24 protein-coding genes and 1 pseudogene are annotated in these 19046 nt (G+C 68.3%); 14 read left to right on the top strand and 11 right to left on the bottom strand.

Features of this window, described 5'->3' with window-relative positions; genetic code table 11:
* Positions 1-5 precede the first annotated feature (5 nt).
* The 8 genes and pseudogenes from ACQPYS_RS08250 (at position 6) to ACQPYS_RS08215 (ending at position 4784) form a co-directional block, all read left to right on the top strand.
* Positions 6-896 (top strand): TIGR01777 family oxidoreductase, encoded by an 891-nt coding sequence (locus ACQPYS_RS08250; protein ID WP_431941861.1) that lies wholly within the window; start codon positions 6-8, stop codon positions 894-896.
* Positions 893-1417: an N-acetyltransferase family protein gene (locus tag ACQPYS_RS08245; protein ID WP_431941860.1), complete on the top strand. Its 525-nt coding sequence runs from the start codon at positions 893-895 to the stop codon at positions 1415-1417. Before ACQPYS_RS08250 ends, ACQPYS_RS08245 begins: the two co-directional genes overlap by 4 nt.
* The gene (lipB, locus tag ACQPYS_RS08240) at positions 1414-2193 is read left to right on the top strand and encodes a lipoyl(octanoyl) transferase LipB (RefSeq protein WP_063036664.1); all 780 of its coding nucleotides are present in this window, start codon (positions 1414-1416) and stop codon (positions 2191-2193) included. The genes ACQPYS_RS08245 and lipB overlap by 4 nt, the downstream gene beginning before the upstream one ends.
* Positions 2194-2264: 71 nt before the next feature.
* Complete coding sequence (gene lipA, locus ACQPYS_RS08235) at positions 2265-3287, top strand: lipoyl synthase (RefSeq protein WP_431941877.1); 1023 nt, start codon at positions 2265-2267, stop codon at positions 3285-3287.
* Positions 3288-3451: 164 nt separating this feature from the next.
* On the top strand, positions 3452-3703 hold the full coding sequence (locus tag ACQPYS_RS08230) for a FitA-like ribbon-helix-helix domain-containing protein (RefSeq protein ID WP_431941859.1): 252 nt from the start codon (positions 3452-3454) through the stop codon (positions 3701-3703).
* Positions 3700-4116 (top strand): type II toxin-antitoxin system VapC family toxin, encoded by a 417-nt coding sequence (locus tag ACQPYS_RS08225; RefSeq protein WP_431941858.1) that lies wholly within the window; start codon positions 3700-3702, stop codon positions 4114-4116. Before ACQPYS_RS08230 ends, ACQPYS_RS08225 begins: the two co-directional genes overlap by 4 nt.
* Before the next feature lie 33 nt (positions 4117-4149).
* Positions 4150-4355 (top strand): annotated as a pseudogene (locus ACQPYS_RS08220) (lipoyl synthase); the annotation flags it as partial.
* Between the two features lie 141 nt (positions 4356-4496).
* A complete protein-coding gene (locus ACQPYS_RS08215; protein WP_433492208.1) occupies positions 4497-4784 on the top strand; it encodes a putative quinol monooxygenase in 288 nt (95 codons plus the stop codon).
* Here the strand turns inward: ACQPYS_RS08215 and ACQPYS_RS08210 are convergent.
* From ACQPYS_RS08210 to ACQPYS_RS08200, 3 genes are read right to left on the bottom strand one after another with little or no spacing between them, the layout of a single operon-like run.
* A complete protein-coding gene (locus ACQPYS_RS08210; protein WP_433492207.1) occupies positions 4730-5068 on the bottom strand; it encodes a hypothetical protein in 339 nt (112 codons plus the stop codon). The two genes, ACQPYS_RS08215 and ACQPYS_RS08210, sit on opposite strands and share 55 nt — an antisense overlap.
* Before the next feature lie 13 nt (positions 5069-5081).
* Positions 5082-5714, bottom strand: coding sequence for an NAD(P)-dependent oxidoreductase (locus ACQPYS_RS08205; protein WP_433492206.1), 633 nt, complete (start codon positions 5712-5714; stop codon positions 5082-5084).
* On the bottom strand, positions 5711-6664 hold the full coding sequence (locus ACQPYS_RS08200; RefSeq protein WP_433492205.1) for an EamA family transporter: 954 nt from the start codon (positions 6662-6664) through the stop codon (positions 5711-5713). Before ACQPYS_RS08200 ends, ACQPYS_RS08205 begins: the two co-directional genes overlap by 4 nt.
* A gap of 79 nt (positions 6665-6743) precedes the next feature.
* On the opposite strand from ACQPYS_RS08200, the gene ACQPYS_RS08195 reads away from it, so the two are divergent.
* A complete protein-coding gene (locus ACQPYS_RS08195) occupies positions 6744-7640 on the top strand; it encodes a LysR family transcriptional regulator (protein WP_063036672.1) in 897 nt (298 codons plus the stop codon).
* A gap of 573 nt (positions 7641-8213) precedes the next feature.
* On the opposite strand, the gene ACQPYS_RS08190 is transcribed toward ACQPYS_RS08195, so the two are convergent.
* The gene (locus ACQPYS_RS08190; RefSeq protein WP_063036676.1) at positions 8214-9122 is read right to left on the bottom strand and encodes a hydrogen peroxide-inducible genes activator; all 909 of its coding nucleotides are present in this window, start codon (positions 9120-9122) and stop codon (positions 8214-8216) included.
* A 131-nt stretch (positions 9123-9253) separates the two neighbouring features.
* Between ACQPYS_RS08190 and ACQPYS_RS08185 the strand changes: the two genes are divergently transcribed.
* From ACQPYS_RS08185 to ACQPYS_RS08175, 3 genes are all read left to right on the top strand, one after another.
* Positions 9254-9841, top strand: coding sequence for a peroxiredoxin (locus ACQPYS_RS08185; RefSeq protein WP_063036678.1), 588 nt, complete (start codon positions 9254-9256; stop codon positions 9839-9841).
* A gap of 15 nt (positions 9842-9856) precedes the next feature.
* Positions 9857-10396 (top strand): carboxymuconolactone decarboxylase family protein, encoded by a 540-nt coding sequence (locus tag ACQPYS_RS08180; RefSeq protein WP_063036680.1) that lies wholly within the window; start codon positions 9857-9859, stop codon positions 10394-10396.
* A gap of 252 nt (positions 10397-10648) precedes the next feature.
* On the top strand, positions 10649-11674 hold the full coding sequence (locus tag ACQPYS_RS08175; RefSeq protein WP_433492204.1) for an alpha/beta hydrolase: 1026 nt from the start codon (positions 10649-10651) through the stop codon (positions 11672-11674).
* Positions 11675-11838: 164 nt separating this feature from the next.
* Here ACQPYS_RS08175 and ACQPYS_RS08170 read toward each other — a convergent pair whose 3' ends face one another.
* Both ACQPYS_RS08170 and ACQPYS_RS08165 read right to left on the bottom strand, forming a co-directional pair.
* Positions 11839-12270, bottom strand: coding sequence for a hypothetical protein (locus tag ACQPYS_RS08170; protein WP_433492203.1), 432 nt, complete (start codon positions 12268-12270; stop codon positions 11839-11841).
* An 86-nt stretch (positions 12271-12356) separates the two neighbouring features.
* Complete coding sequence (locus ACQPYS_RS08165) at positions 12357-13292, bottom strand: AraC family transcriptional regulator (RefSeq protein WP_431941851.1); 936 nt, start codon at positions 13290-13292, stop codon at positions 12357-12359.
* 130 nt (positions 13293-13422) lie between these two features.
* Here ACQPYS_RS08165 and ACQPYS_RS08160 point away from each other — a divergent pair, with 130 nt between their 5' ends.
* A complete protein-coding gene (locus tag ACQPYS_RS08160) occupies positions 13423-14115 on the top strand; it encodes an NAD(P)H oxidoreductase (protein WP_433492202.1) in 693 nt (230 codons plus the stop codon).
* A gap of 184 nt (positions 14116-14299) precedes the next feature.
* Here the strand turns inward: ACQPYS_RS08160 and ACQPYS_RS08155 are convergent, their stop codons facing one another.
* From ACQPYS_RS08155 to ACQPYS_RS08145, 3 genes are all read right to left on the bottom strand, one after another.
* Entirely contained in the window at positions 14300-14683 is a 384-nt protein-coding gene (locus ACQPYS_RS08155; RefSeq protein ID WP_433492201.1) for a VOC family protein, read from the bottom strand.
* A 248-nt stretch (positions 14684-14931) separates the two neighbouring features.
* Entirely contained in the window at positions 14932-15243 is a 312-nt protein-coding gene (locus ACQPYS_RS08150) for a hypothetical protein (protein WP_433492200.1), read from the bottom strand.
* A 75-nt stretch (positions 15244-15318) separates the two neighbouring features.
* Complete coding sequence (locus ACQPYS_RS08145; RefSeq protein ID WP_433492199.1) at positions 15319-16272, bottom strand: DUF3048 domain-containing protein; 954 nt, start codon at positions 16270-16272, stop codon at positions 15319-15321.
* Positions 16273-16383: 111 nt separating this feature from the next.
* Between ACQPYS_RS08145 and ACQPYS_RS08140 the strand changes: the two genes are divergently transcribed.
* A complete protein-coding gene (locus ACQPYS_RS08140; RefSeq protein WP_433492198.1) occupies positions 16384-16593 on the top strand; it encodes a hypothetical protein in 210 nt (69 codons plus the stop codon).
* 319 nt (positions 16594-16912) lie between these two features.
* Here the strand turns inward: ACQPYS_RS08140 and bla are convergent, their stop codons facing one another.
* Together bla and ACQPYS_RS08130 are read right to left on the bottom strand one after the other, a co-directional pair.
* Positions 16913-17869, bottom strand: a complete 957-nt coding sequence (gene bla, locus ACQPYS_RS08135) for a class A beta-lactamase (RefSeq protein ID WP_433492197.1) — start codon at positions 17867-17869, stop codon at positions 16913-16915.
* 165 nt (positions 17870-18034) lie between these two features.
* Positions 18035-18499: an NUDIX domain-containing protein gene (locus ACQPYS_RS08130; protein ID WP_063036697.1), complete on the bottom strand. Its 465-nt coding sequence runs from the start codon at positions 18497-18499 to the stop codon at positions 18035-18037.
* Positions 18500-19046: the final 547 nt, after the last annotated feature.

Below are 19046 nucleotides of genomic sequence, written 5' to 3'. Positions count from 1 at the left end.
TGGCGATGTCGGTTGTGGTGGCCGGTTCGTCCGGACTGATCGGAACCGCGCTCGTCGCGGCGTTGCGCCGCGACGAGGAACAGGTGATCCGGCTGGTCCGGCGCCCGGCCGCCGCGCCCGACGAGCGTCACTGGGATCCCGCCCAGGGTGAACTCGATCCGCGGATCCTGGACGGCGCCGACGCGGTGGTGAACCTGTGCGGGGCCGGTATCGGCGACAAACGCTGGACCGGCGCGTACAAGCAACTGCTCCGCGACAGCCGGATCACCCCGACCGATGTCCTCGCGACGGCGGTGGCCCGGGCCGGGGTCCCGACGCTGGTCAATGCCAGCGGCGTCCACTACTACGGGGATACCGGCGTGCGCGCGGTGGACGAGAGCGGCCCGCTGGGAACCGGTTTCCTGCCCACGCTGTGTCGCGACTGGGAGGCCGCGACCCACGCGGCCACCGAGGCCGGGACCCGCACGGTGCTGCTGCGCAGCGGGGTCGTGCTCACCGGCGCCGGTGGCATGCTCCCGCAACTGCGCACGCTGTTCCTGCTGGGTCTGGGCGGCCGGCTGGGCAGCGGACGCCAGTATCAGCCGTGGATCTCGCTCGACGACGAGGTCGGCGCGATCCGGCATGCGCTCACCAACGAATCGGTACGGGGCCCGCTCAATGCCGTGGGCCCCGCCCCGGTTACCAATGCCGCCTTCACCCGCGCGCTCGGTAAGGCCCTGAATCGGCCGACACCGCTGTTCGTCCCGGGTATCGCGCTGCGCCTGGTGGTCGGCGAGTTCGCGGAGGAAGCGATCCTGCACAGTCCGCGGGCCCTGCCGCGCGTGCTCGAGGACACGGGGTACGAGTTCCGGCACGCCACCGTCGGCGCGGCACTGGCCGCCGCGGTGGGCCGATGACGGCCGGCGTCACCTCGGTCCGGGAGGCGCGCACCGAGGACCTTCCCGCGATCCTGGAGATCCATAATCGCGCCATCGCCGAGACCACGGCCATCTGGGACGACGAACCCGTCGGGCTGGACGAGCGCATCGCCTGGTTCCGCAACCGCACCGAACACGGCCGGCCCGTACTCGTCGCCGAAGTGGGCGGCGAACTCGCCGGGTACGCCAGTTACGGGCCGTGGCGGCCCAAATCCGGGTATCGCCACACCGTGGAGAATTCGGTCTATATCGCCGACCGGTTCCAGCGGCGCGGGATCGGCGCCACCCTGCTGACCGAGCTGATCGGCCGCGCCGAGAAGTCCGGTGAAATCCACGCCATGGTCGCGGCCATCGAAGCGAGCAATACCGGTTCCATCGCCCTGCACGAACGATTCGGTTTCCGCACGGTGGGCGTACTTCCGGAGGTTGGCCGCAAGTTCGGCCGCTGGATGGATCTGACGCTGATGCAGCTCAGCCTGGAGATGAGCGTAACGTCATGAAGGTGAACAACACCCGCACCGCAACCCGGTCGGCTCGTTACGACAGCACCCCCGTCGACGTGCGTGAACTGGGTCTCATCGATTATCAGCAGGCGTGGGATCTGCAGCGTGAACTCGCCGCCTGCCGGGCGGACGGCGCCGGTACCGACACCTTGCTCCTGCTCGAACATCCCTCCGTCTACACCGCCGGCCGCCGTACCGAGGAGGCCGATCGGCCCACCGACGGCAGCCCCGTGATCGATGTGGACCGAGGCGGCAAGATCACCTGGCACGGTCCGGGACAGCTGGTCGGCTATCCCATCATCCGGCTCGCCGAACCGATCGACGTGGTCGACTACGTCCGGCGCCTCGAACAGGCCCTCATCCGGACCGTCACCGATCTCGGCGTCGAATGCGGACGGGTCCCCGGACGCTCCGGTGTCTGGCTGCCCGCGTCCGGTTTGCTGCCCGAGCGCAAGATCGCCTCGATCGGGATCCGGGTACAGCGGGGGGTCACCCTGCACGGCATCTCGCTGAACTGCAATGCCGATCTCGGCGCGTTCGGCGCCATCGTCGCCTGCGGGATCCGCGATGTCGGTTCGACCAGCCTGAGCCAGGAGCTCGGCCGCGAGGTCACCGTCGCCGAGGTCACGCCGCGTATCGCCGAGACCCTTCCGGCCGCGCTCGACGGTGCGATCCCGGTCACCGAGCACGATATCCCGCGGGCCGCCACCCCGGCCGTCGCGGACCACGCCGCCGCCACCGCGGCACGCGATCCGAAAGGTGCAACAGCATGAGCGAGTCAGGCCCGGAGGCGGCAGCGCAGCGTAACCACGGAGGGCCCTCGCTCATGCCCGATGGACGCAGCATGACCTCCGCCCAAGCTCCCACCGGCCGCAAACTGCTGCGTATCGAGGCCCGCAATGCCGAGACCCCGATCGAACGCAAACCCGGCTGGATCCGCACCCGCGCCACCATGGGCCCGGAATACACCGAGCTCAAGGGCCTGGTGAAACGTGAGGGTCTGCATACGGTCTGCGAGGAAGCGGGCTGCCCCAATATCTTCGAATGCTGGGAAGACCGCGAGGCCACCTTCCTCATCGGCGGCGAACAGTGCACCCGGCGTTGCGACTTCTGCCAGATCGATACCGGCAAGCCCTCGCCGCTGGACCGTGACGAACCCCGCCGGGTCGCCGAGAGCGTCCAGGCCATGGGCCTGCGCTATTCGACCATCACCGGCGTCGCCCGCGACGACCTGGAGGACGGCGGCGCCTGGCTCTACGCCGAAACCGTGCGGGCCATCAAGAAACTCAACCCGGCCACCGGCGTCGAACTACTCATCCCCGATTTCAACGCGAGACCGGATCAGCTCGCCGAGGTCTTCTCCTCCCGCCCGGAGGTGCTGGCGCACAACCTGGAGACCGTGCCCCGGGTGTTCAAGCGGATCCGCCCCGCCTTCCGCTACGAGCGATCGCTCGAGGTACTCACCGCGGCCCGCGCCGACGGCCTGGTCACCAAGTCCAATCTGATCCTCGGTATGGGCGAAACCCCCGACGAGGTCACCCAGGCCATGCGCGACCTGCACGAGGCCGGCTGCGATATCCTCACCATCACCCAGTACCTGCGCCCCTCGCCGCGCCATCACCCGGTGGACCGCTGGGTGAAACCCGAGGAGTTCGTGGAGCATTCGAAGCTCGCCGAGGAAATCGGTTTCGCCGGAGTGATGGCCGGACCGCTGGTGCGGTCCTCCTACCGCGCGGGCCGGTTGTACGCCCAGGCCATGGCCCACCACGGCCGCCCCATCCCGGAAGCCATGGCGCACCTCGCCGCCGAGGGCACCGCCACCCAGGAGGCCAGTGCCGTCTTGGAACGGTTCGGGTCCCGGGTCTGAGGGTTTCCGCTCCGGTCCGCCGGTACCGCCGACGGACCGGAGCACCCTCCGCAAGGTTGCCCGGGAAGCCACTCCGGTTGAGGCCCCAGGACCCTCGCGTCGACTACAATGAAGCCATTGAAGTCAATGGCGCTGTCGACGGCAAGCGAGGCGGGTGAGCGTATATGGCAAGACTAACGGTCCGAGATCTTCCCGATGACGTGCGTGAGGCGCTCCGTGTCCGAGCAGCCCAGCACGGACGCAGCACCGAAGCCGAGGTCCGGGCAATCCTCATCGAAACCGTCTCACCCACGCCGGAGGTCGGCCTCGGCACTCTGCTGAGCGATATCGGCAGGGAAATCGAGCTCACCGACGACGAGGTCGGCGCCCTCCTCGACCGAGACCGCCGGCCCGCCGATCCGCTGGAGTACGGGTGATCATCCTCGACACCAATGTCATCTCCGAACCACTTCGCAAAGCACCCGAGGCGGTAGTGGTCGAGTGGATCGACGCCCAGCCCCTCCACACGCTGTATCTGTCGGCCGTCACCGTGGCCGAGCTGCGCTTCGGGATTGCGGCCATGCCCGTGGGGCGCCGCAGAGACCTTCTGAGAACCAGAGTCGAGACTCGTGTGTTGCCGCTGTTCACAGGCCGTGTGCTCGCCTTCGATCTGGCCGCCTCGGCCGCTTATGCCGACGTCATGGCCACGGCCCGCACAGCCGGAAGGCCGATTGCCACAGCGGACGGCTTGATAGCGGCTACGGCCGCGGCCACGAACATGTCCGTAGCCACCCGGGATACGGCCCCCTTCCAGGCCGCGGGAGTACGCGTAATCGACCCGTGGGGTTGAGTCGCGGCCCTTCGCAGCGCACCAGCGGTTTCTTCGAGGACCAGCGACGAGATCGGTTGCGCCGCAGTCATGGTGCCGGACCGCTGGTGCGGTCCTCCTACCGTGCGGGCCGGTTGTACGCCCAGGCCATGGCCCACCACGGCCGCGCCATCCCGGAAGCCATGGCGCACCTCGCCGCCGAGGGCACCGCCACCCAGGAGGCCAGTGCCGTCCTGGAACGGTTCGGGCCCCGGGTCTGATCGCTTGCGTCCGGCGGCGGATGGGGTCCGCCACCGGACGACTTACTCGCGCCGGGTGATTCGCTGGTGGATCAGCGATGAGTTCGCCCGTGCCGACCCGTCTGGAAAGGTGACATCACCGGATACCCAGGGAGAGACAGCATGCTCATCGTCGCCGGACATCTCACCGTCGATCCATCGGCCCGCGCCGCCTACCTCGACGGGTGCATCGGGGTGGTCGAGCAGGCCCGCTCGGCGCCCGGCTGCCTGGATTTCGCACTGAGCCCCGATCTCACCGCTCCCGCGCGCATCAATATCTTCGAGCGCTGGGCGGACCGGGAATCGGTGGAAGCGTTTCGCGGCTCGGGTACCGGCGACGAGCAGGATGCGGCGATTCACGGTGCTTCGGTGGCCGAGTACGAGATCGCCGACATCCGTTCGCTGACCTGATCGCCCGGCCAGAACCTGATGCGCTGCAGGAGTGCCGGAATCTTCGAGGCCGACATGAGCGTCTTGAACTGCCAGCTGTCGTCGCGCGGGAGAATGCCCCGCGCTGGGTGACGTCGAAGGCGTCGTAGATCGCCCCCGGTACCGGCCGTCGCGATACCTTCCGGCGCGAACCCGGCGGGTAGTTCCAGGGCGGTGGGAAAGGACCACCGCTGTGCAGATCCGGGCGCGACGAGTGCCGTCCCGAGCACCACGAGGACGATCGCGATATCGAGAACGCGCCGCATCCCGATCTCCGGTTCAGTAGCCGACCGTGAAATGCCTTACTCCACCGGAATTCTCGACTTCGTCGACAATCGCCACAGCGAGGTCGTCGGCCGAGATCCGGGAGTTACCCGCAGCATCGACTACAAGCGTGGTGGTCCCGCGCCGGTACTTTCCCGTGCGCGCGGCCGGCTCCAGCACGGCGGGCGGACTCAGATAGACCCAGTCGGCCGGATGGGCACGGCAGGCTTCCAATTGAGCGACACTGGCGCCCGCGATCGTGCGGATCGGCTCGGGCACGAATTCGGGGCTGTCGAGCACGAGCCGTTCGGGATGCGCCGGGTTCCGCAGGGGTGCGGCACCGCCCACGACGAGGACGCGAATTCCGTGCGCGGCCGCCACGTCGAGTAGCGTGTGGGTGCTCGCGGCCACCGTATGCTCCTGGCCGGGAACCGGCCGGGTGGCGACCACGACAGCATCCGCACCGGCCGATATTTCGCTGATCCGCGAGCGGTCGTTCGCGTCACCCTGTACGGCGACCACACCGGACGGCAGCAGGACCGGTCGCCCGTTCCGGAAGACGGCCACCGGGTCGTGTCCGCGGTGAGCAGCTTCGGCGACGACCCGGGGACCGACCATCCCGGCGGCTCCGACGACAACGATCTTCATCGCGATATCTCCTTCGTCGCGAGAGTGACAGGGGTGCCGCGCCGCCTGACCGGCCCGGGAAGCTGACCCGCGACGATCGCGGCCAGCGCGAGCCCGAACCCCGCCAGCTGAATCGGGCCGAGGGTCTGGCCGAGCAGGGCGGCACCGAGAACGGCGGCCACCAGCGGCGAGAGCAATGTGAGGATCGCGACGGAGTTCACCGGCAGGGTGGTGACACCGCGGAACCACAGCACATAGGCGATGAGCCCACCGAACAGGCCGAGCCAGAGATACCCGAAGGCAGCGGACAGCCCGATCGCCGGCGGAGAGCCCTCGATCAGGAGCGTGAGTGGCGCCAGGAAGAGCCCGCCCGCCGTGAGCTGCCAACCGGCGAAAGCGGTCGGGCCCACCCCGGCGGGCCGGCCCCAACGTTTGGTGAGCGTCAGGCCCAACGCCATCGAGGCCGCGCCGCCCAGCCCGGCGGCGACTCCGATGAGGTCGAACGCCGCGGCCGGTCCGAGCACCACCAGACCGACGCCCACCAATCCGGTCGTGCCCCAGGCCATCCGCCACCCCGACGGGCTCTCGTGCAGCACGGCTACCGCCAGCAACGCGACGACCAGCGGTTGCGCGGCCGCCAGCGTGGCGGCGACCCCACCGGGCAGCCGTTCGGCCGCAATGAACAGCAGCGGGAACAGCAGGCCGATATTGAGCACCCCCAGGACCGTGGCCCGGCCCCACCACGCTCCGCGCGGCAGGGTCGGAGTGATCGCCAGGGCGATGAGTCCGGCCGGTAGCGCGCGCAGCAGACCCGCGAAGAACGGATGCCCTGGCGGGAGCAGCTCGGTCGTGACGATATAGGTCGTGCCCCAGGCGACCGGCGCGAACGCGGTGAGCGCGGCCCGGGGCAGATCGCCCCGGCGCGAATCCCCGACGCCCGCGGGGAGTTTTTGGACAGCTGGACTTTTCACTCTCGAAGTCTCGCTCCGCGATTTCGATGAGTCCAACACATGTTTGTCACTCGAACGATCTCGATACAAGATTGATCCCATGGAGCTGCAACAGCTGCGCTATGTGCTGGCCGTCGCCGAAACACACAACTTCACCCGAGCCGCCCAGCGCTGCCTGGTCGTCCAATCAGCGCTCAGCCACCAGATCGCCCGCCTGGAGCGCGAACTCGGCGCGAAACTGTTCGAGCGCACCAGCCGCCGGGTCCGGCTGACCCCCGCAGGCGTTGCGTTCCTCCCGGCCGCGCGCCAATGCCTGGACGCCGCCGAACGCGCCGTCGCCGCGGCCGCCGCCGCAGTGGGCGAGGTGCGCGGCCGGCTCGCTGTCGGCCTGATTCCCTCGGTCACCGCGGTCGACCTCCCCGCCGCGCTGCGCGAGTTCCGCGGCCGTTACCCGAATGTCCGGATCAGCCTCCGGATGGGGGCAAGCGACGAGCTCACCGATCAGGTACGCGAAGACGCACTCGATATCGCTTTTCTCGGTCTGCCGACCACCGCGCGTCCTCGCGGTGTCACTGCCCACGAACTCGCCCGTGATCGCCTGGTCGCCGTGGTCGCTCCCGAACATCCACTCGCCCGCGAGGCCTCGGTCGACCTGCTGCGCCTGTCCGCCGAAACCTTCGTCGACCTCCCGGCCGGGACCGCCGGGCGCGCGCAATCCGATCAGGCGTTCGCCGCCGCCGGAATCGACCGTGAAGTCGCCTTCGAGGTGTCCTCCGCCGAGTACATCGCCCGCCTCGTCGAACAGGACCTGGGCGTGGCCATGCTGCCTTCCGCCTACACACCGCAGCTCACCGGCGTGGTCACCGTCGAGGTCGCCGATGCCCCCGCCCGGGTCGAGTACCTCATCTGGAACAGCTTCTCCCGCAGCCCGGCGGCATCGGCGTTTCTCGCCGTCCTCGATATTGCGGACCACTCGGACGCAGCCGGTGGCAACTGACCCCGGCACCCCCGCGGGATCACCGCGACCTCTCGGCGGGCGAGACCGGAACAGCTACCGACCACGAAGGGTGACCGGCACAGCCGATCCCGCTCGCCGACTCCGCGCAAGTGATGCCGCGTTGACCACGCGCGGGCCATGCGTGTCCGGCGGGCCGGTAGCGGATCGGCCAGGACGGCGCTGCCGATGAATCGACGGTGCGGCGGCGATGACACCGTCAGCCTGGATGACCCGATCGCGGGCGGCGTACAAGGCGGCGGTGAAAATGGTGCTGGACGCCACCTCGATCCGGATGCTGCTAGCCATCTCGAACGGCACGCCCTGGGCCAACGCACCCAAATGCCCTGGCGCGAACGTACCCGCCGCCACTCCGCCGGCCCGGGACACGACAGACCGAACGAACAGTGGAACTCCTGCAACGAGGACGATCTCGGTCGACAACCCCTCTACCTGCAGTTCCCCTGTCCCATCTCAGATCACCCGAAACCCACCACCGCGACTTGACACCCACCTCGATCCGCCGACTCGCGGCATTGCACCCGACCCCCGTACCCGGCGGAAGCACGCAAAGGGTCAGAACGGCCGCTGGGTGCAGATAATTTCGGCGAGGTAGGCGTAGTCGTCGGCCCGGCCGCTGGAGGCACGGAAGACCAAGCCGAGAGTGCGTCCCGGCGCCGGATTCGCGAAACGTGCGGTTTCGAGTGCGCCGCGGCCGGTCTCGGCCGCGACCGCCATCTCCGGGATGAGAGTGATCCCGAGCCCCCCGGCCACACACTGGACCACCGTGGACAACGACGCCGCGCGGGTGTCCCCGACCCCGCCCGGGTGGACTTCCGTGGAACGGCACAGTTCGAGGGTCTGGTCTCGCAGGCAGTGTCCCTCGTCGAGGAGCAGCATCGGGAGCGCGCTCAGCGCCGCGGGTTCGAGATCGGCCCGACCGGCCAATGCGTGGCCGGCGGGGGTCACCAGAACGAATTCCTCTGTATACAGCGGAATCTCGACCAGACCCGCAGCCTCGGCGGGAAGGGCGAGCACTGCGACGTCGAGCAGTCCGGCACGCAGTTCGTCGATCAGGCGGGCCGTTTTGTCCTCGATCACCTGCGGGGTCAGCGCGGGAAGTTTGCGATGCAGGGTGGGCAGCAGAGCTGGGAGGATGTAGGGGGCTGCAGTGGGGATGATTCCGATGCGGAGTACCCCGGCGAGGGTTTCACCCGTCGCCGAGGCCAGGAAACGGTCCGCGGCTTCCAGCGTGGCCGTGGCGTCGGGGAGCAGCCGGGCTCCTGCCGCGGTCACCAGTACGCGCCGGGTGCTGCGCTCGATGAGCTGCAGTCCGAGTCCGCTTTCCAGTGAGGCCAAGGACTGCGACAACGTGGGCTGGCTCACCTCGAGCCGGGCCGCGGCCGTACCGAAATGCCGGTATTCGGCGACCGCGACGAACGCACGCAGCTGCGACAGGGTGGGCTGATAAGACTGATCGGACATACCTATCAGTCTAGTGCCACTCATCACTTTTGCCTTTTGCCGGTGTTTCGGCAAGATTAGTTACGAGCTTTCGCCTTACCGGCTGCAAAACGACCACGCCGGTACCACTGATACAAGAAGGAGTTTCGGGCATGCCCCTGCTGACCATCGGCGACCAGTTCCCCGCCTACGACCTCACCGCGGTGATCGGCGGTGACTTGTCCAAGGTCGACGCTCAGCAGCCGGACGACTATTTCACCCGGGTCACCAGCGCCGATCACGCGGGCAAGTGGCGGATCGTGTTTTTCTGGCCGAAGGACTTCACCTTCGTGTGCCCGACCGAGATCGCCGCGTTCGGCAAGCTGAACGAAGAGTTCGCCGACCGTGACGCCCAGGTCCTCGGCGCGTCCGTGGACAACGAGTTCGTGCACTTCCAGTGGCGGGCCCAGCATGAGGACCTGAAGACGCTGCCCTTCCCCATCCTGTCCGACCTCAAGCGTGAACTGGCCACCGCCACCGGCGTTCTCAATGCCGACGGCGTCGCCGACCGCGCCACCTTCATCATCGACCCGAACAACGAGATCCAGTTCGTGTCGGTGACCGCCGGTTCCGTGGGCCGCAATGTCGACGAGGTGCTGCGGGTGCTGGACGCGCTGCAGTCCGACGAGCTGTGCGCCTGCAACTGGAAGAAGGGCGACCCGACCATCGACGCGCGCGAACTGCTGGCCGCGAGCGTCTGAGCGGAAGGAGAACTGGTGAGTATCGACAATCTGAAGAGCTCGCTTCCCGAGTACGCCAAGGACCTCAAGCTCAACCTCTCGTCCATCTCGCGGACGACGGTGCTCAACGAGCAGCAGCTGTGGGGCACCCTACTGGCCGCGGCCGCCGCGACCCGTTCCACGGCGACCCTGCGGGAGATCGCCGAAGAGGCGGCCGATGTGCTGTCCGCCGAGGCCTACAACGCCGCGCTGGGCGCCGCCTCCATCATGGGCATGAACAATGTGTTCTACCGGAGCAAGGCGTTCCTGGACGGTAAGTACGACGATCTGCGGGCCGGTCTGCGCATGCAGATCATCGGCGCCCCCGGCGTCGACAAGGCCGATTTCGAACTCTGGTCCTTCGCGGTGTCCTCGATCAACGGCTGCCGGCACTGCCTGGAAGCGCATGAGCACACGCTGCGTGAGGCGGGTGTTTCGCGCGAGGTGATCTTCGAGGCGCTGCGTGCCGCGGCGATCGTGGCCGGGGTCGGGCAGGCCGTCCAGGCCACCGAGGCGCTGGCGACCGCCGCGGTCTGAGCCCGACCGGGCGAACCGCGCGAGCCGGAACCGGGTGACGAGGAAGCTCCTCGCCACCCGGTTCTGTTCGTCGATCGTGGGCGGCCGGAGTGCCCGGAGAATCCCGGTGCGCCACCCGCCGTGCACGGTCGGCTCCGAAAAATTCCGGCGCACCACCAAACCGGAAGCAGGACCCACGCGAATTCCCTCCCGATGCCGTTCCAGGTGCCGAGGTCAGAAGACCCCGGCCGACGACACGAGAGGTTCGCGACTGTGACTGCACGGCGATGGACACGTACGAGCGCACTGCGCTGGGGACTGGCGGCCGCGCTGGCCGCGGCCGGGCTTGCGGGCACCGCGAGCCCCGCCACCGCGGCCCCCGATGCGGCGCACGTCGTCTCCGCGGAGAACGTGAGCGACCGGCAGCAGACCGTAACGGTCTTCTCCCCCGCGATGAACAGGCCGATCCCCATCCAGGTGATCCGCGCGGCCGATACGTCGCGGCCGCGGCCGACACTGTACCTGCTCAACGGTTCCGGTGGCGGCCCGAACGAGAGCGGCTGGGACAAGCAGACCGACGCCTTCCAGTTCCTGAGCGGTAAAGACGTCAATGTCGTCACACCCTACGGCGGTGCCAATTCCTATTACACCGACTGGATTCGCGACGACGCCGCCCTCGGCCGTAACAAATGGCAGACATTCCTCAACGAGGAACTACCGCCCGTGATCGAGAAGTTCCTCGGCGCCGACGACAACCGGGCACTCGCGGGTGTTTCGATGAGCGGCACCTCGGTATTGAACCTGGCCATCGCCAAACCCGGCTTCTGGAAGAGTGTGGCCTCCTACAGCGGCTGCGCCCAGACCTCCGACCCGGTCGGCCACGAGTTCGTCCGGCTCACCGTGGAACTGTGGGGTGGCGGGCAGAGCGTCGAGAACATGTGGGGTCCGCAGAACGGGCCGCTGTGGCGGGCCAACGACCCACTGGTCAATGCGGAAGAACTACGCGGCACCGAGGTCTACCTCAGCACGGGCAGCGGTATTCCGGCAGCGCCGCACGACACCCCCTTCGATCGCCGGGTGCAGGAAGGTCGCATTCCACTTCCGGTGCAGCTCGCGTTCGGCGGGCCGATCGAGGCCGCCATCCGGTACTGCACGGTGAACCTGGCGAACCGGCTGCGTGAGCTGGACATCCCGGTGACGCTGGACGATCGGCCGGTCGGCACACACTCCTGGGGTTACTGGGAGGACGATCTGCGCACCTCCTGGCCGTTCGTGGCACAGTCGATCGGTATCGGCTAGCTCTTCCTGCCGGCGATGAGCGCCGCTCGGGCGGGGCTCATCGCCGGGCACGACCTCGGCGCCACGCCGGCGGCCGCCACTATCCGTTCTGCCGCGGCAGCCTCGGTACCCGATCCCGGGCCGGGCATACCGATCATCGGATCCGGCGGCGTGCGTGGAATCGCCTACGGAAGAGGCAGACACGAACTACCGGCGTCGAGCCCCTGGCCTCGCACATCGACTTCGATGTATTTCGCCGAGGTGTACTGCCCCGGGGTGAACTGCTGTGCGGTGATGTTCTGACGGCCGGGATATTTCGGCGTCCATTCGAAGGTCGCGGTCCCGTTCTCGGGGTGATAGACGGCCTGGCCCAGGCGCTCTCCGCCACCCGGAACCTCCCCACCACTGTTGATGATGGTGACCTCACCCGCCTCGGACGGCGGTGCGTCGACCGTCGCGGTCACCGTATAGGCGCATCCGGCCTGCAGCCCTTCCGGCCCGGCGGCCACCTCCACTCCCGTCACGGCCGCTCCCGCGCCCGGTGCCGCGTACGCTGCCGCAACGCCCAGAGCGCCCAGCGCCGCGGCGAAGCCGAAATGTCGGATATTGCTGCGCATATCGAACCTTTCGTGATCTTCGGTAGGACTCTCCGACCCTCCCACACCCGTCCGGCACCCGCCCGGTCGGGCGCCGGACGCGCAGTTCACGCTCCGATATCGGCGGTGGCACGAAAATCACTCGGCCGGATACCTCGATGCCGTTTGAACGCGGCACTGAAACCGAACGCGTCCGCATAACCCACGGCCTTCGCCACCTGCGCCACCGTCAGGCTGCGATCGGCGAGCAGCTCTTCCGCCTCGTCCATCCGGCATTCGGTGAGATACGCCAGCGGCGACTGCCCCATGATCTCGGAGAACCGCCGTGCGAACAACGCCCGCGATACCCCCGCTTCCGAAGCCAGCGAGGCGACCGTCCACCCGGCGGCGGGCTTTCCGTGCATGGCCTCCAACGCCGGCCCCACCACCGGATCGGCCGGACCGCGATACCAGCCCGGTGCGCCCGCGTCCTGCTGGTCGAACCAATCACGCAGCGTGCACACCAGCGCCCAGTCGAGCAGCCGGTCCATCAGTGCCTGCGCACCCGCCGGCCGGCGCACCGCATCCGTGGCCACCGACTCCATCCACGCGCACACCTCCACCTCGTCGGAGACCACCAGAATCGGCGGCACCGCGCGCAGCAGGCGTTCGTGGCGCCGCCCCGACGCCCGGTAGGCGCCGACGATCAGCGCGGTCTCGCCGGCCAGATCGTCGCCCCAGCGGCCGTCGTCCAGCGCCGCATCGCATTTGGCGTCCGGCGCGAAACAGGCGACCTCGTATTCGTCGTGGGGCAGGCCCACCGTGTCCGCGTGGTCGGCGAAGAGGAACGGTTCCGGGCCCCGCACGATCGCGGTGTCGCCGGCCTCGATCCGGCGCTCGGTCCCGCCGGGCAGCAGGAGCGTGCCCCCGCCGCGCAGCACGGTGATCATGGTGAGCGGTGCGCGGTCGGCGAACCGGATACTCCACGGGGCTTCCAGCACCGCATTGGTGAGTACGGCACCTTCGGCACGGATGCCGCTCAGCAGTGTGCTCAAGGGGTCCACCCCACCGAGGTTAGACGAACTCCTATCAGATGTAGATCTTTACCCATAGATCGTCCATCAGATGGCGTGTGGAATGAGATCAGACCGCACAACCGAGCATCCGGAGAGCCGGATCGAGATGGAGGACCCCGTGTCGCACAGCACGATCGACGACGCCCCGACCACCCGCACCGCACTGGTCGTCGTCGCTCACCCCCGCCCCGACTCGCTGACCGCCCATATCGCCGCTCTGGCCGCCCGGCGGCTCACGGCGGCGGGCTACCGCATCGACCTGCTCGACCTGCACGCCGAGAACTTCGATCCCCGGATGAATACCGCCGACCTTCCGGAATGGGGAAACCGGGAGAAGACCTACTCTCCGGAGGTCGAGAACCATATGCGGCGCGTCCTCGCCGCCGATGTCATCGTCGCGGTGTTCCCGGTCTACTGGGTGCAGGTCCCGGCGATCCTCAAGGGCTGGATCGACCGCGTCTGGAACTACGGATTCGCCTACGGCCGCAGCAAACCCCGGCTCGCGGGCAAACGGATGCTGTGGCTCGGCCTGGCCGGTGCCGCGGACGACGACAGCGTCGTCGACCTCATGCAGCAATCGTTGGGCATGCAGCTCAACGACGGTATCGCGTACTACTGCGGGCTGGCCGAGTCGTCGGTGGGGCTATTGCCCGGTGCGGAGGAGAAACGACAGCGCGTGGACGCCGACGGCAATCTGCTGCTCGACGAGGCACTCACCGGCGCGGTGCGCCAAGCCCACTACGCGGCGCTGGAAGACCGGGCGGAGCGTTTCGTCGACAATTTCCTCACCGGTGACCGAGTGCCCGCCTGACCTACGCGGAGCCGGCCGGAAGTCGGCCCCGCCCGGGTGGGCCGGTGGGGATTGTCCGAGGGCGGGTGGGGGGCGCCGCTCGCCGCTTCGCGGTCGGCCGATGTGGCATTCCTGATCACGATCGGCGCGAACTCGGGCGCGATCCGATTTCGGTGCTGGAACAGATCACGGCGCGCACCCCGCCTCACGGGATCGGTTTCCCGACGATCCACTCGTGACCGAACGGATCCCGCACCCGCCCCTGACGCGCCCCGTACGGCTGATCCGCCACCTCGAACACGATCTCGCCACCCGCCTCCACCATCTGCCGGGCGAGGCGGTCGGGATCGGCCGACAGTACGGAGAGAAGAAGACCGCGACCGCCGAGCCGCAGTGGGTCGTGGTCGATATCGTCGGCGTCCTTCACCTCGAATACGGCTCCGCACGGAAGTCCGAGCGCGGCGAAAACCACCCTGCCATCCGCCTCATGCCGCTGTTGAAGATCGGCAGCGAATACGTCGGTGTAGTAGCGGATCGCCGCGTCGGCGCCCTCGATGATCAATTTCGGCGTGATCTGCTCGATACTCATGAGTGGAGTATGTGCCGAGCCGCCACGCACCGACTTGGAGATTTGTCTCCTGGAGTGCGGGCGGCGCGGACACCAGAAATTCGCACGAGAAACTATCCGGTCACAGCTCATCGCGCAGGCGCCGCACCTCCGAGTGCGACGAGCACCCGGAATGCAGGTCCCGCGGGCGACCGAGAAGCGTGTCCCGCGCGTTGGCACGCGAGACACGCCCGTCCTGGGGTAGTCCGGCTGTCTCTGTGGCAGAGGGCTCAGAAAGGCTGCCCCTGCAGGAGCGCGAACGCGCCCGCGATGAAGAACAGGGGAATGAAGAGGGCGGTGGCGACAGGATCGCCATTGAGGTAGCCCTGACGAATATTCTCCATGGCGGCCGCGGAACCCGAATTCATATCAATTGACCCTTTCGCTGCTTCGTGCTCGACACAGTCCACAGTACTGGGGCATCCCCTCGACCATCGACGGGAAGTCGATGCGCCGAACTCGGCCGCGTGCCACATCAATACCGTGTGGACGATATCGGCTCCGGCGGCGCGGCTTTCGGATTTCTTCGCAATCATGGACATGATCAATCCCGCCATACAGGTGCACGGGCAGTCGCGGTAGGACGTGCGAAGCGGCGACGATATCGCTCGCGGTGCTTACGCCCCCGGTGACCAGAGCTGCGCTGGAATCAGGACAGTCCACACCTGCCCCGGCGCGACGGGGATGGCGGTACCGGTGGACGTTGTATAGGTTGTGCCGGCCTGCGGGGAGGGCCGGGACCACTCGGCCGGGAACGCTCGACCGTCACGGAGGACGAGTGCCCGACCGCTACCGGTCGTCCGGGCCAGGGGTGAGACGCTGCCCGCGGTATCGCTGATGGCCGAGTCCTGCACCTGCACACTCTGCAGCACGACCGTACCTGCCATGACCTGCCCGGTATCGGCTCCGGTGTAGGCGGCACCATCCATGGACACCAGCCACCGCTGATGTTCGGGTGACCAGTCGAAACCGATCAGCGTATCCGGATACCGCGCTTCCTGATGTTGTGTGAGTCGGCCACCGGCAGGCGTGGGACCGAAGTACGGTTGCGAAGCCGGCGGCCAGCCGCCGCCCACGGGTAACCGATCCGAGCGGACGAACAGGTTGTGCGGGGCGTCGCGACTGTAGTCGCGGTAGTACGCGCCGGGTTGCCGATCGGCCGAGGCGTTCTGCAGCGACGAGCGATCGACGGAGGCAACCAGCTCGGGCGCGGCACCGGAGGATGCCAACGTCGGGTCCCCGAACTGGTCCAACAGCGTCAGATCCGTTTCCCGCGCGCTTCGGATAGGACCGATCACCGGGGGTTTGTCGGTCGAGAACACGGCAGCCAACCGGCTGGAACCACCCTCGACCGGCTCGACGTAGACCATATCGGCGGCTGCGAGCCCGACCGGTGGCCGTGCCCGCGGGCTGTTGTCTATCTTCGCGACCAGTACGGGCGCCCCTACCCCGGAGGTCGCCGGACCGGGCGGAGCGCGCTCGGGTCGGGTGCCGCTACTGCACGCGAACACCGCGCACATTCCCAATGTCGTCAGGAACGCGGCAATCCAAATCCACCATCGCTGTTGCATAGGTTCGGCCCTCTGACGCAGCCGATTCTACGCCGCGCTCGACCATCCACGTCGCACTGCCGGTCACGGCTGATCGCCGAAGAGTGTGGCCGCCCCTCCGTCGCAGCCGGCGTGCTGGCAGCCGTGGGACCGGCGCCGCTACTGCTGACCGCACCCGCCCACGCCGAAGCGGACACCGTGCACTTCACCGCCGGAACCTTCAGCTGCGCCATCTACGGCGACGGAACGGTCGGCTGCGACATCGCGCAACCCACCCGCCTCCAATACCGCTTTCTGCCGATCCCGTTGCAGACGAACGAGATCGTCATCGACCAATCGTGACTGCCCGCGCACCCGACCTTCGACAGTGGCACGCCGTACGCTGCCCGGCGGAAACCCGCAGATCAGCGACGTCAAAACCGGAGTGGGCACGTGGGGGCCCTACGTCGAACACGCCGGCGCGCGCTGCGATGTAGGGTTCCACGGCAGCTTCGGGTGCCAGTTCAAGGGGCGCGGGTTCACCGTCTACAGCGGCACCATCTCGGCCTGGCCCACACGCCGCGGTCCGGACCACGCCTCTCGACCACACCGCGCGGGTTACCGGAATCGACCGGTCGCCGGTAGGCCCACAGCTCGGTCCGGGAGGTGACCGAGTACCGCGTCAGCCGACCGGGCTGTTCCCGAGTGCTTCCACAGCGGCCCGGGTGGCGGCGGCCACGAGATCGTTGGCCGGTTCGGCATCCTGCTCGGATTTGGTGGTGAGCACCGCGATGACCAGCGGAGCCCGCCCCGGCGGCCAGGCCACGGCAACGTCGAGGGCGGAACCGTACGCCGGGGACCCGGTTTTGTTGCCGACCTTCCAGTCGGCGGGCAGTCCCGCCCGGATGCGATTGCCACCGGTCGCGCTGGCGACGAGCCACGCGGCCAGTTGCGCGCGTTCGGGTTCCGCGAGGGTGTCGCCGACCACGAGCGCGCGATAGTCGGCGGCCAGCGCCGCGGCGGTGGTGGTGTCGCGTTCGTCGCCGGGGATCGCGGTGTTCAGCTCGGTTTCCCAGCGATCCAGTCGCGAGGTGTCGTCACCGAGGGTGCGGAGGAACGCGGTGAAGCCCGCGGGTCCGTCGAGGAGTTTCAGGATCTGGTTGCCGGCGGTGTTGTCGGACACGGTGATGGCGGCGTCGCACAGGGCGGCCACCGTCATCCCGGTATCGACGTGCTGCTCGGTCACCGGCGAGTTCGCGACGAGGTCGGTACGCGGGTACCGGATCACTCGGTCGAAGAACCCCGACGACAGCGGATGCTCGTGCAGCAACGCACCGCACGCGAGACCCTTGAACGTGGAAGCCATCGGGAACCGCTCACCGTCACGGTAGGCGACACTGCGGCCGTCGGCGGTGTCCACCGCGAACACCCCCAGTCGCGCACCGTGCGCCGCTTCCAGATCGGCGAACTGCTGCGTCGTCACGGTGTGGTCGGTAGTACTGGCCGGCGCGGTCGCGACCGTGGTGCCGGGACTTGCCTCGCATGCGGTCGCCGCCGAGAGCGCGGACACCGCCAGTGCGGCGGCGGCGAGCCGGCGGCGGTCGAATGAGACGAGCTGAACGAGTGCGGAGAATTTCACCCCCGCAGCACACCACCCCACCCGGGCGCCGGGCCAATACACAACTCCCCCGCGAACAAGTCGGACTTGATATCGCCGCAGTTCATCCGGGCCGTATCCGACCTGATAGGCACGGCCGACCACGCTCGGCGGTCCGCGGTGCCGTACCGGAGCACCCGGTCACGTTCACATCGGGACCGACGCGAAACCGAATTCCCGCAATATCCGGCCCGCTCGCGCATCCGCCCATGCGGTGGCCACGAAATCGAGCGTGTCCCCGGGCAGATTGTCCGGGTCGGCCCAGATGAGTTCGCTGCACTTGTGTGGCCCACGGATCTCCGGTGTGCCCTGCCACGACTCCGCGGCGAAGAAGATATCGACCCGAGGTTCTCCGGCCCAGCGGAACATCGTGCCGCTCGGGCGTAGATCATCCGGGGCGAGGGTGATACCGAGTTCCTCGGCAACCTCACGGACCACCGACTCGGTCAGCGCCCGGCCGCGGTCGACATGGGCGGCCGGCAGCCCGAGCCGCCCGTCGGCGTAACCACGACCGGCCCGCCGCAACAACAGGATTCGGCCGTGCTCGATGAGAAAGACATGGGCCGCCACCGGGTAGCGGTCGTGCTTGGTATCGAACACATATCCCGACATGGGCTCCTCGTTCCGAAGTTTCCGCGGCGGCGGCCGGGGTCGCGTGGCAGGTCGGCGTACACCGTAACGCCCCTGCGGCCCGGACCGGATGCGGTGCCGAGGGTGTTTCATCCGGCGAGCGACGGCCGGGCCGCGATGACCTCGACCGCCTCACCGCCGGATGTTCTCGATCAGCTCCGCCAGCTCCCGGACGCGGCGATCCGCTCCGCCGTACCGCGCGTCCATCTGCCCCTGCAATCGCGTCAGCCGGTCCACCGCCTCATCTCGCGGCGGTCGACGCCTACTGCCCGCAGCACCGGCACTGAACAGGACCGAGCTACCGGCGCGCGACCGCAGCTTCACCGTATCCGTCGACGAACTCGCGGTTCGGCCGGCCCGCCCCACCCACCATGCGCGCCAACGGATGACACCCCGGAGAGTCGAACAGCTCGAGCGAGCAGGAGTCGGCCGGAATCACCGCGACCGAGGAGCTACCTCCCCCACAATGAACTCTCAGGGGACCCTCGTCAGACTGCGCAGAGAAGTCGGAAACGAACAGCGGTCCGCG

The organism is Nocardia grenadensis, assembly GCF_050942415.1.
GTDB lineage: Bacteria > Actinomycetota > Actinomycetes > Mycobacteriales > Mycobacteriaceae > Nocardia > Nocardia grenadensis.
The sequence above is the reverse complement of the archived record's forward strand: the minus strand, read 5'-3'. Positions and strand labels throughout refer to the sequence as shown.

Coding starts and splice junctions, on each gene's coding strand:
- ACQPYS_RS08250 (WP_431941861.1), top strand. CDS start 6: ATGTCGGTTGTGGTGGCCGGTTCGTCCGGACTGATCGGAACCGCGCTC.
- ACQPYS_RS08185 (WP_063036678.1), top strand. CDS start 9,254: ATGCCCCTGCTGACCATCGGCGACCAGTTCCCCGCCTACGACCTCACC.
- ACQPYS_RS08205 (WP_433492206.1), bottom strand. CDS start 5,714: ATGAAGATCGTTGTCGTCGGAGCCGCCGGGATGGTCGGTCCCCGGGTC.
- ACQPYS_RS08170 (WP_433492203.1), bottom strand. CDS start 12,270: ATGCGCAGCAATATCCGACATTTCGGCTTCGCCGCGGCGCTGGGCGCT.
- ACQPYS_RS08190 (WP_063036676.1), bottom strand. CDS start 9,122: ATGTCCGATCAGTCTTATCAGCCCACCCTGTCGCAGCTGCGTGCGTTC.
- lipA (WP_431941877.1), top strand. CDS start 2,265: ATGACCTCCGCCCAAGCTCCCACCGGCCGCAAACTGCTGCGTATCGAG.
- ACQPYS_RS08245 (WP_431941860.1), top strand. CDS start 893: ATGACGGCCGGCGTCACCTCGGTCCGGGAGGCGCGCACCGAGGACCTT.
- ACQPYS_RS08195 (WP_063036672.1), top strand. CDS start 6,744: ATGGAGCTGCAACAGCTGCGCTATGTGCTGGCCGTCGCCGAAACACAC.
- ACQPYS_RS08145 (WP_433492199.1), bottom strand. CDS start 16,272: ATGCAACAGCGATGGTGGATTTGGATTGCCGCGTTCCTGACGACATTG.
- ACQPYS_RS08230 (WP_431941859.1), top strand. CDS start 3,452: ATGGCAAGACTAACGGTCCGAGATCTTCCCGATGACGTGCGTGAGGCG.
- ACQPYS_RS08130 (WP_063036697.1), bottom strand. CDS start 18,499: ATGTCGGGATATGTGTTCGATACCAAGCACGACCGCTACCCGGTGGCG.
- lipB (WP_063036664.1), top strand. CDS start 1,414: ATGAAGGTGAACAACACCCGCACCGCAACCCGGTCGGCTCGTTACGAC.
- ACQPYS_RS08210 (WP_433492207.1), bottom strand. CDS start 5,068: ATGCGGCGCGTTCTCGATATCGCGATCGTCCTCGTGGTGCTCGGGACG.
- ACQPYS_RS08215 (WP_433492208.1), top strand. CDS start 4,497: ATGCTCATCGTCGCCGGACATCTCACCGTCGATCCATCGGCCCGCGCC.
- ACQPYS_RS08155 (WP_433492201.1), bottom strand. CDS start 14,683: ATGAGTATCGAGCAGATCACGCCGAAATTGATCATCGAGGGCGCCGAC.
- ACQPYS_RS08150 (WP_433492200.1), bottom strand. CDS start 15,243: ATGTCCATGATTGCGAAGAAATCCGAAAGCCGCGCCGCCGGAGCCGAT.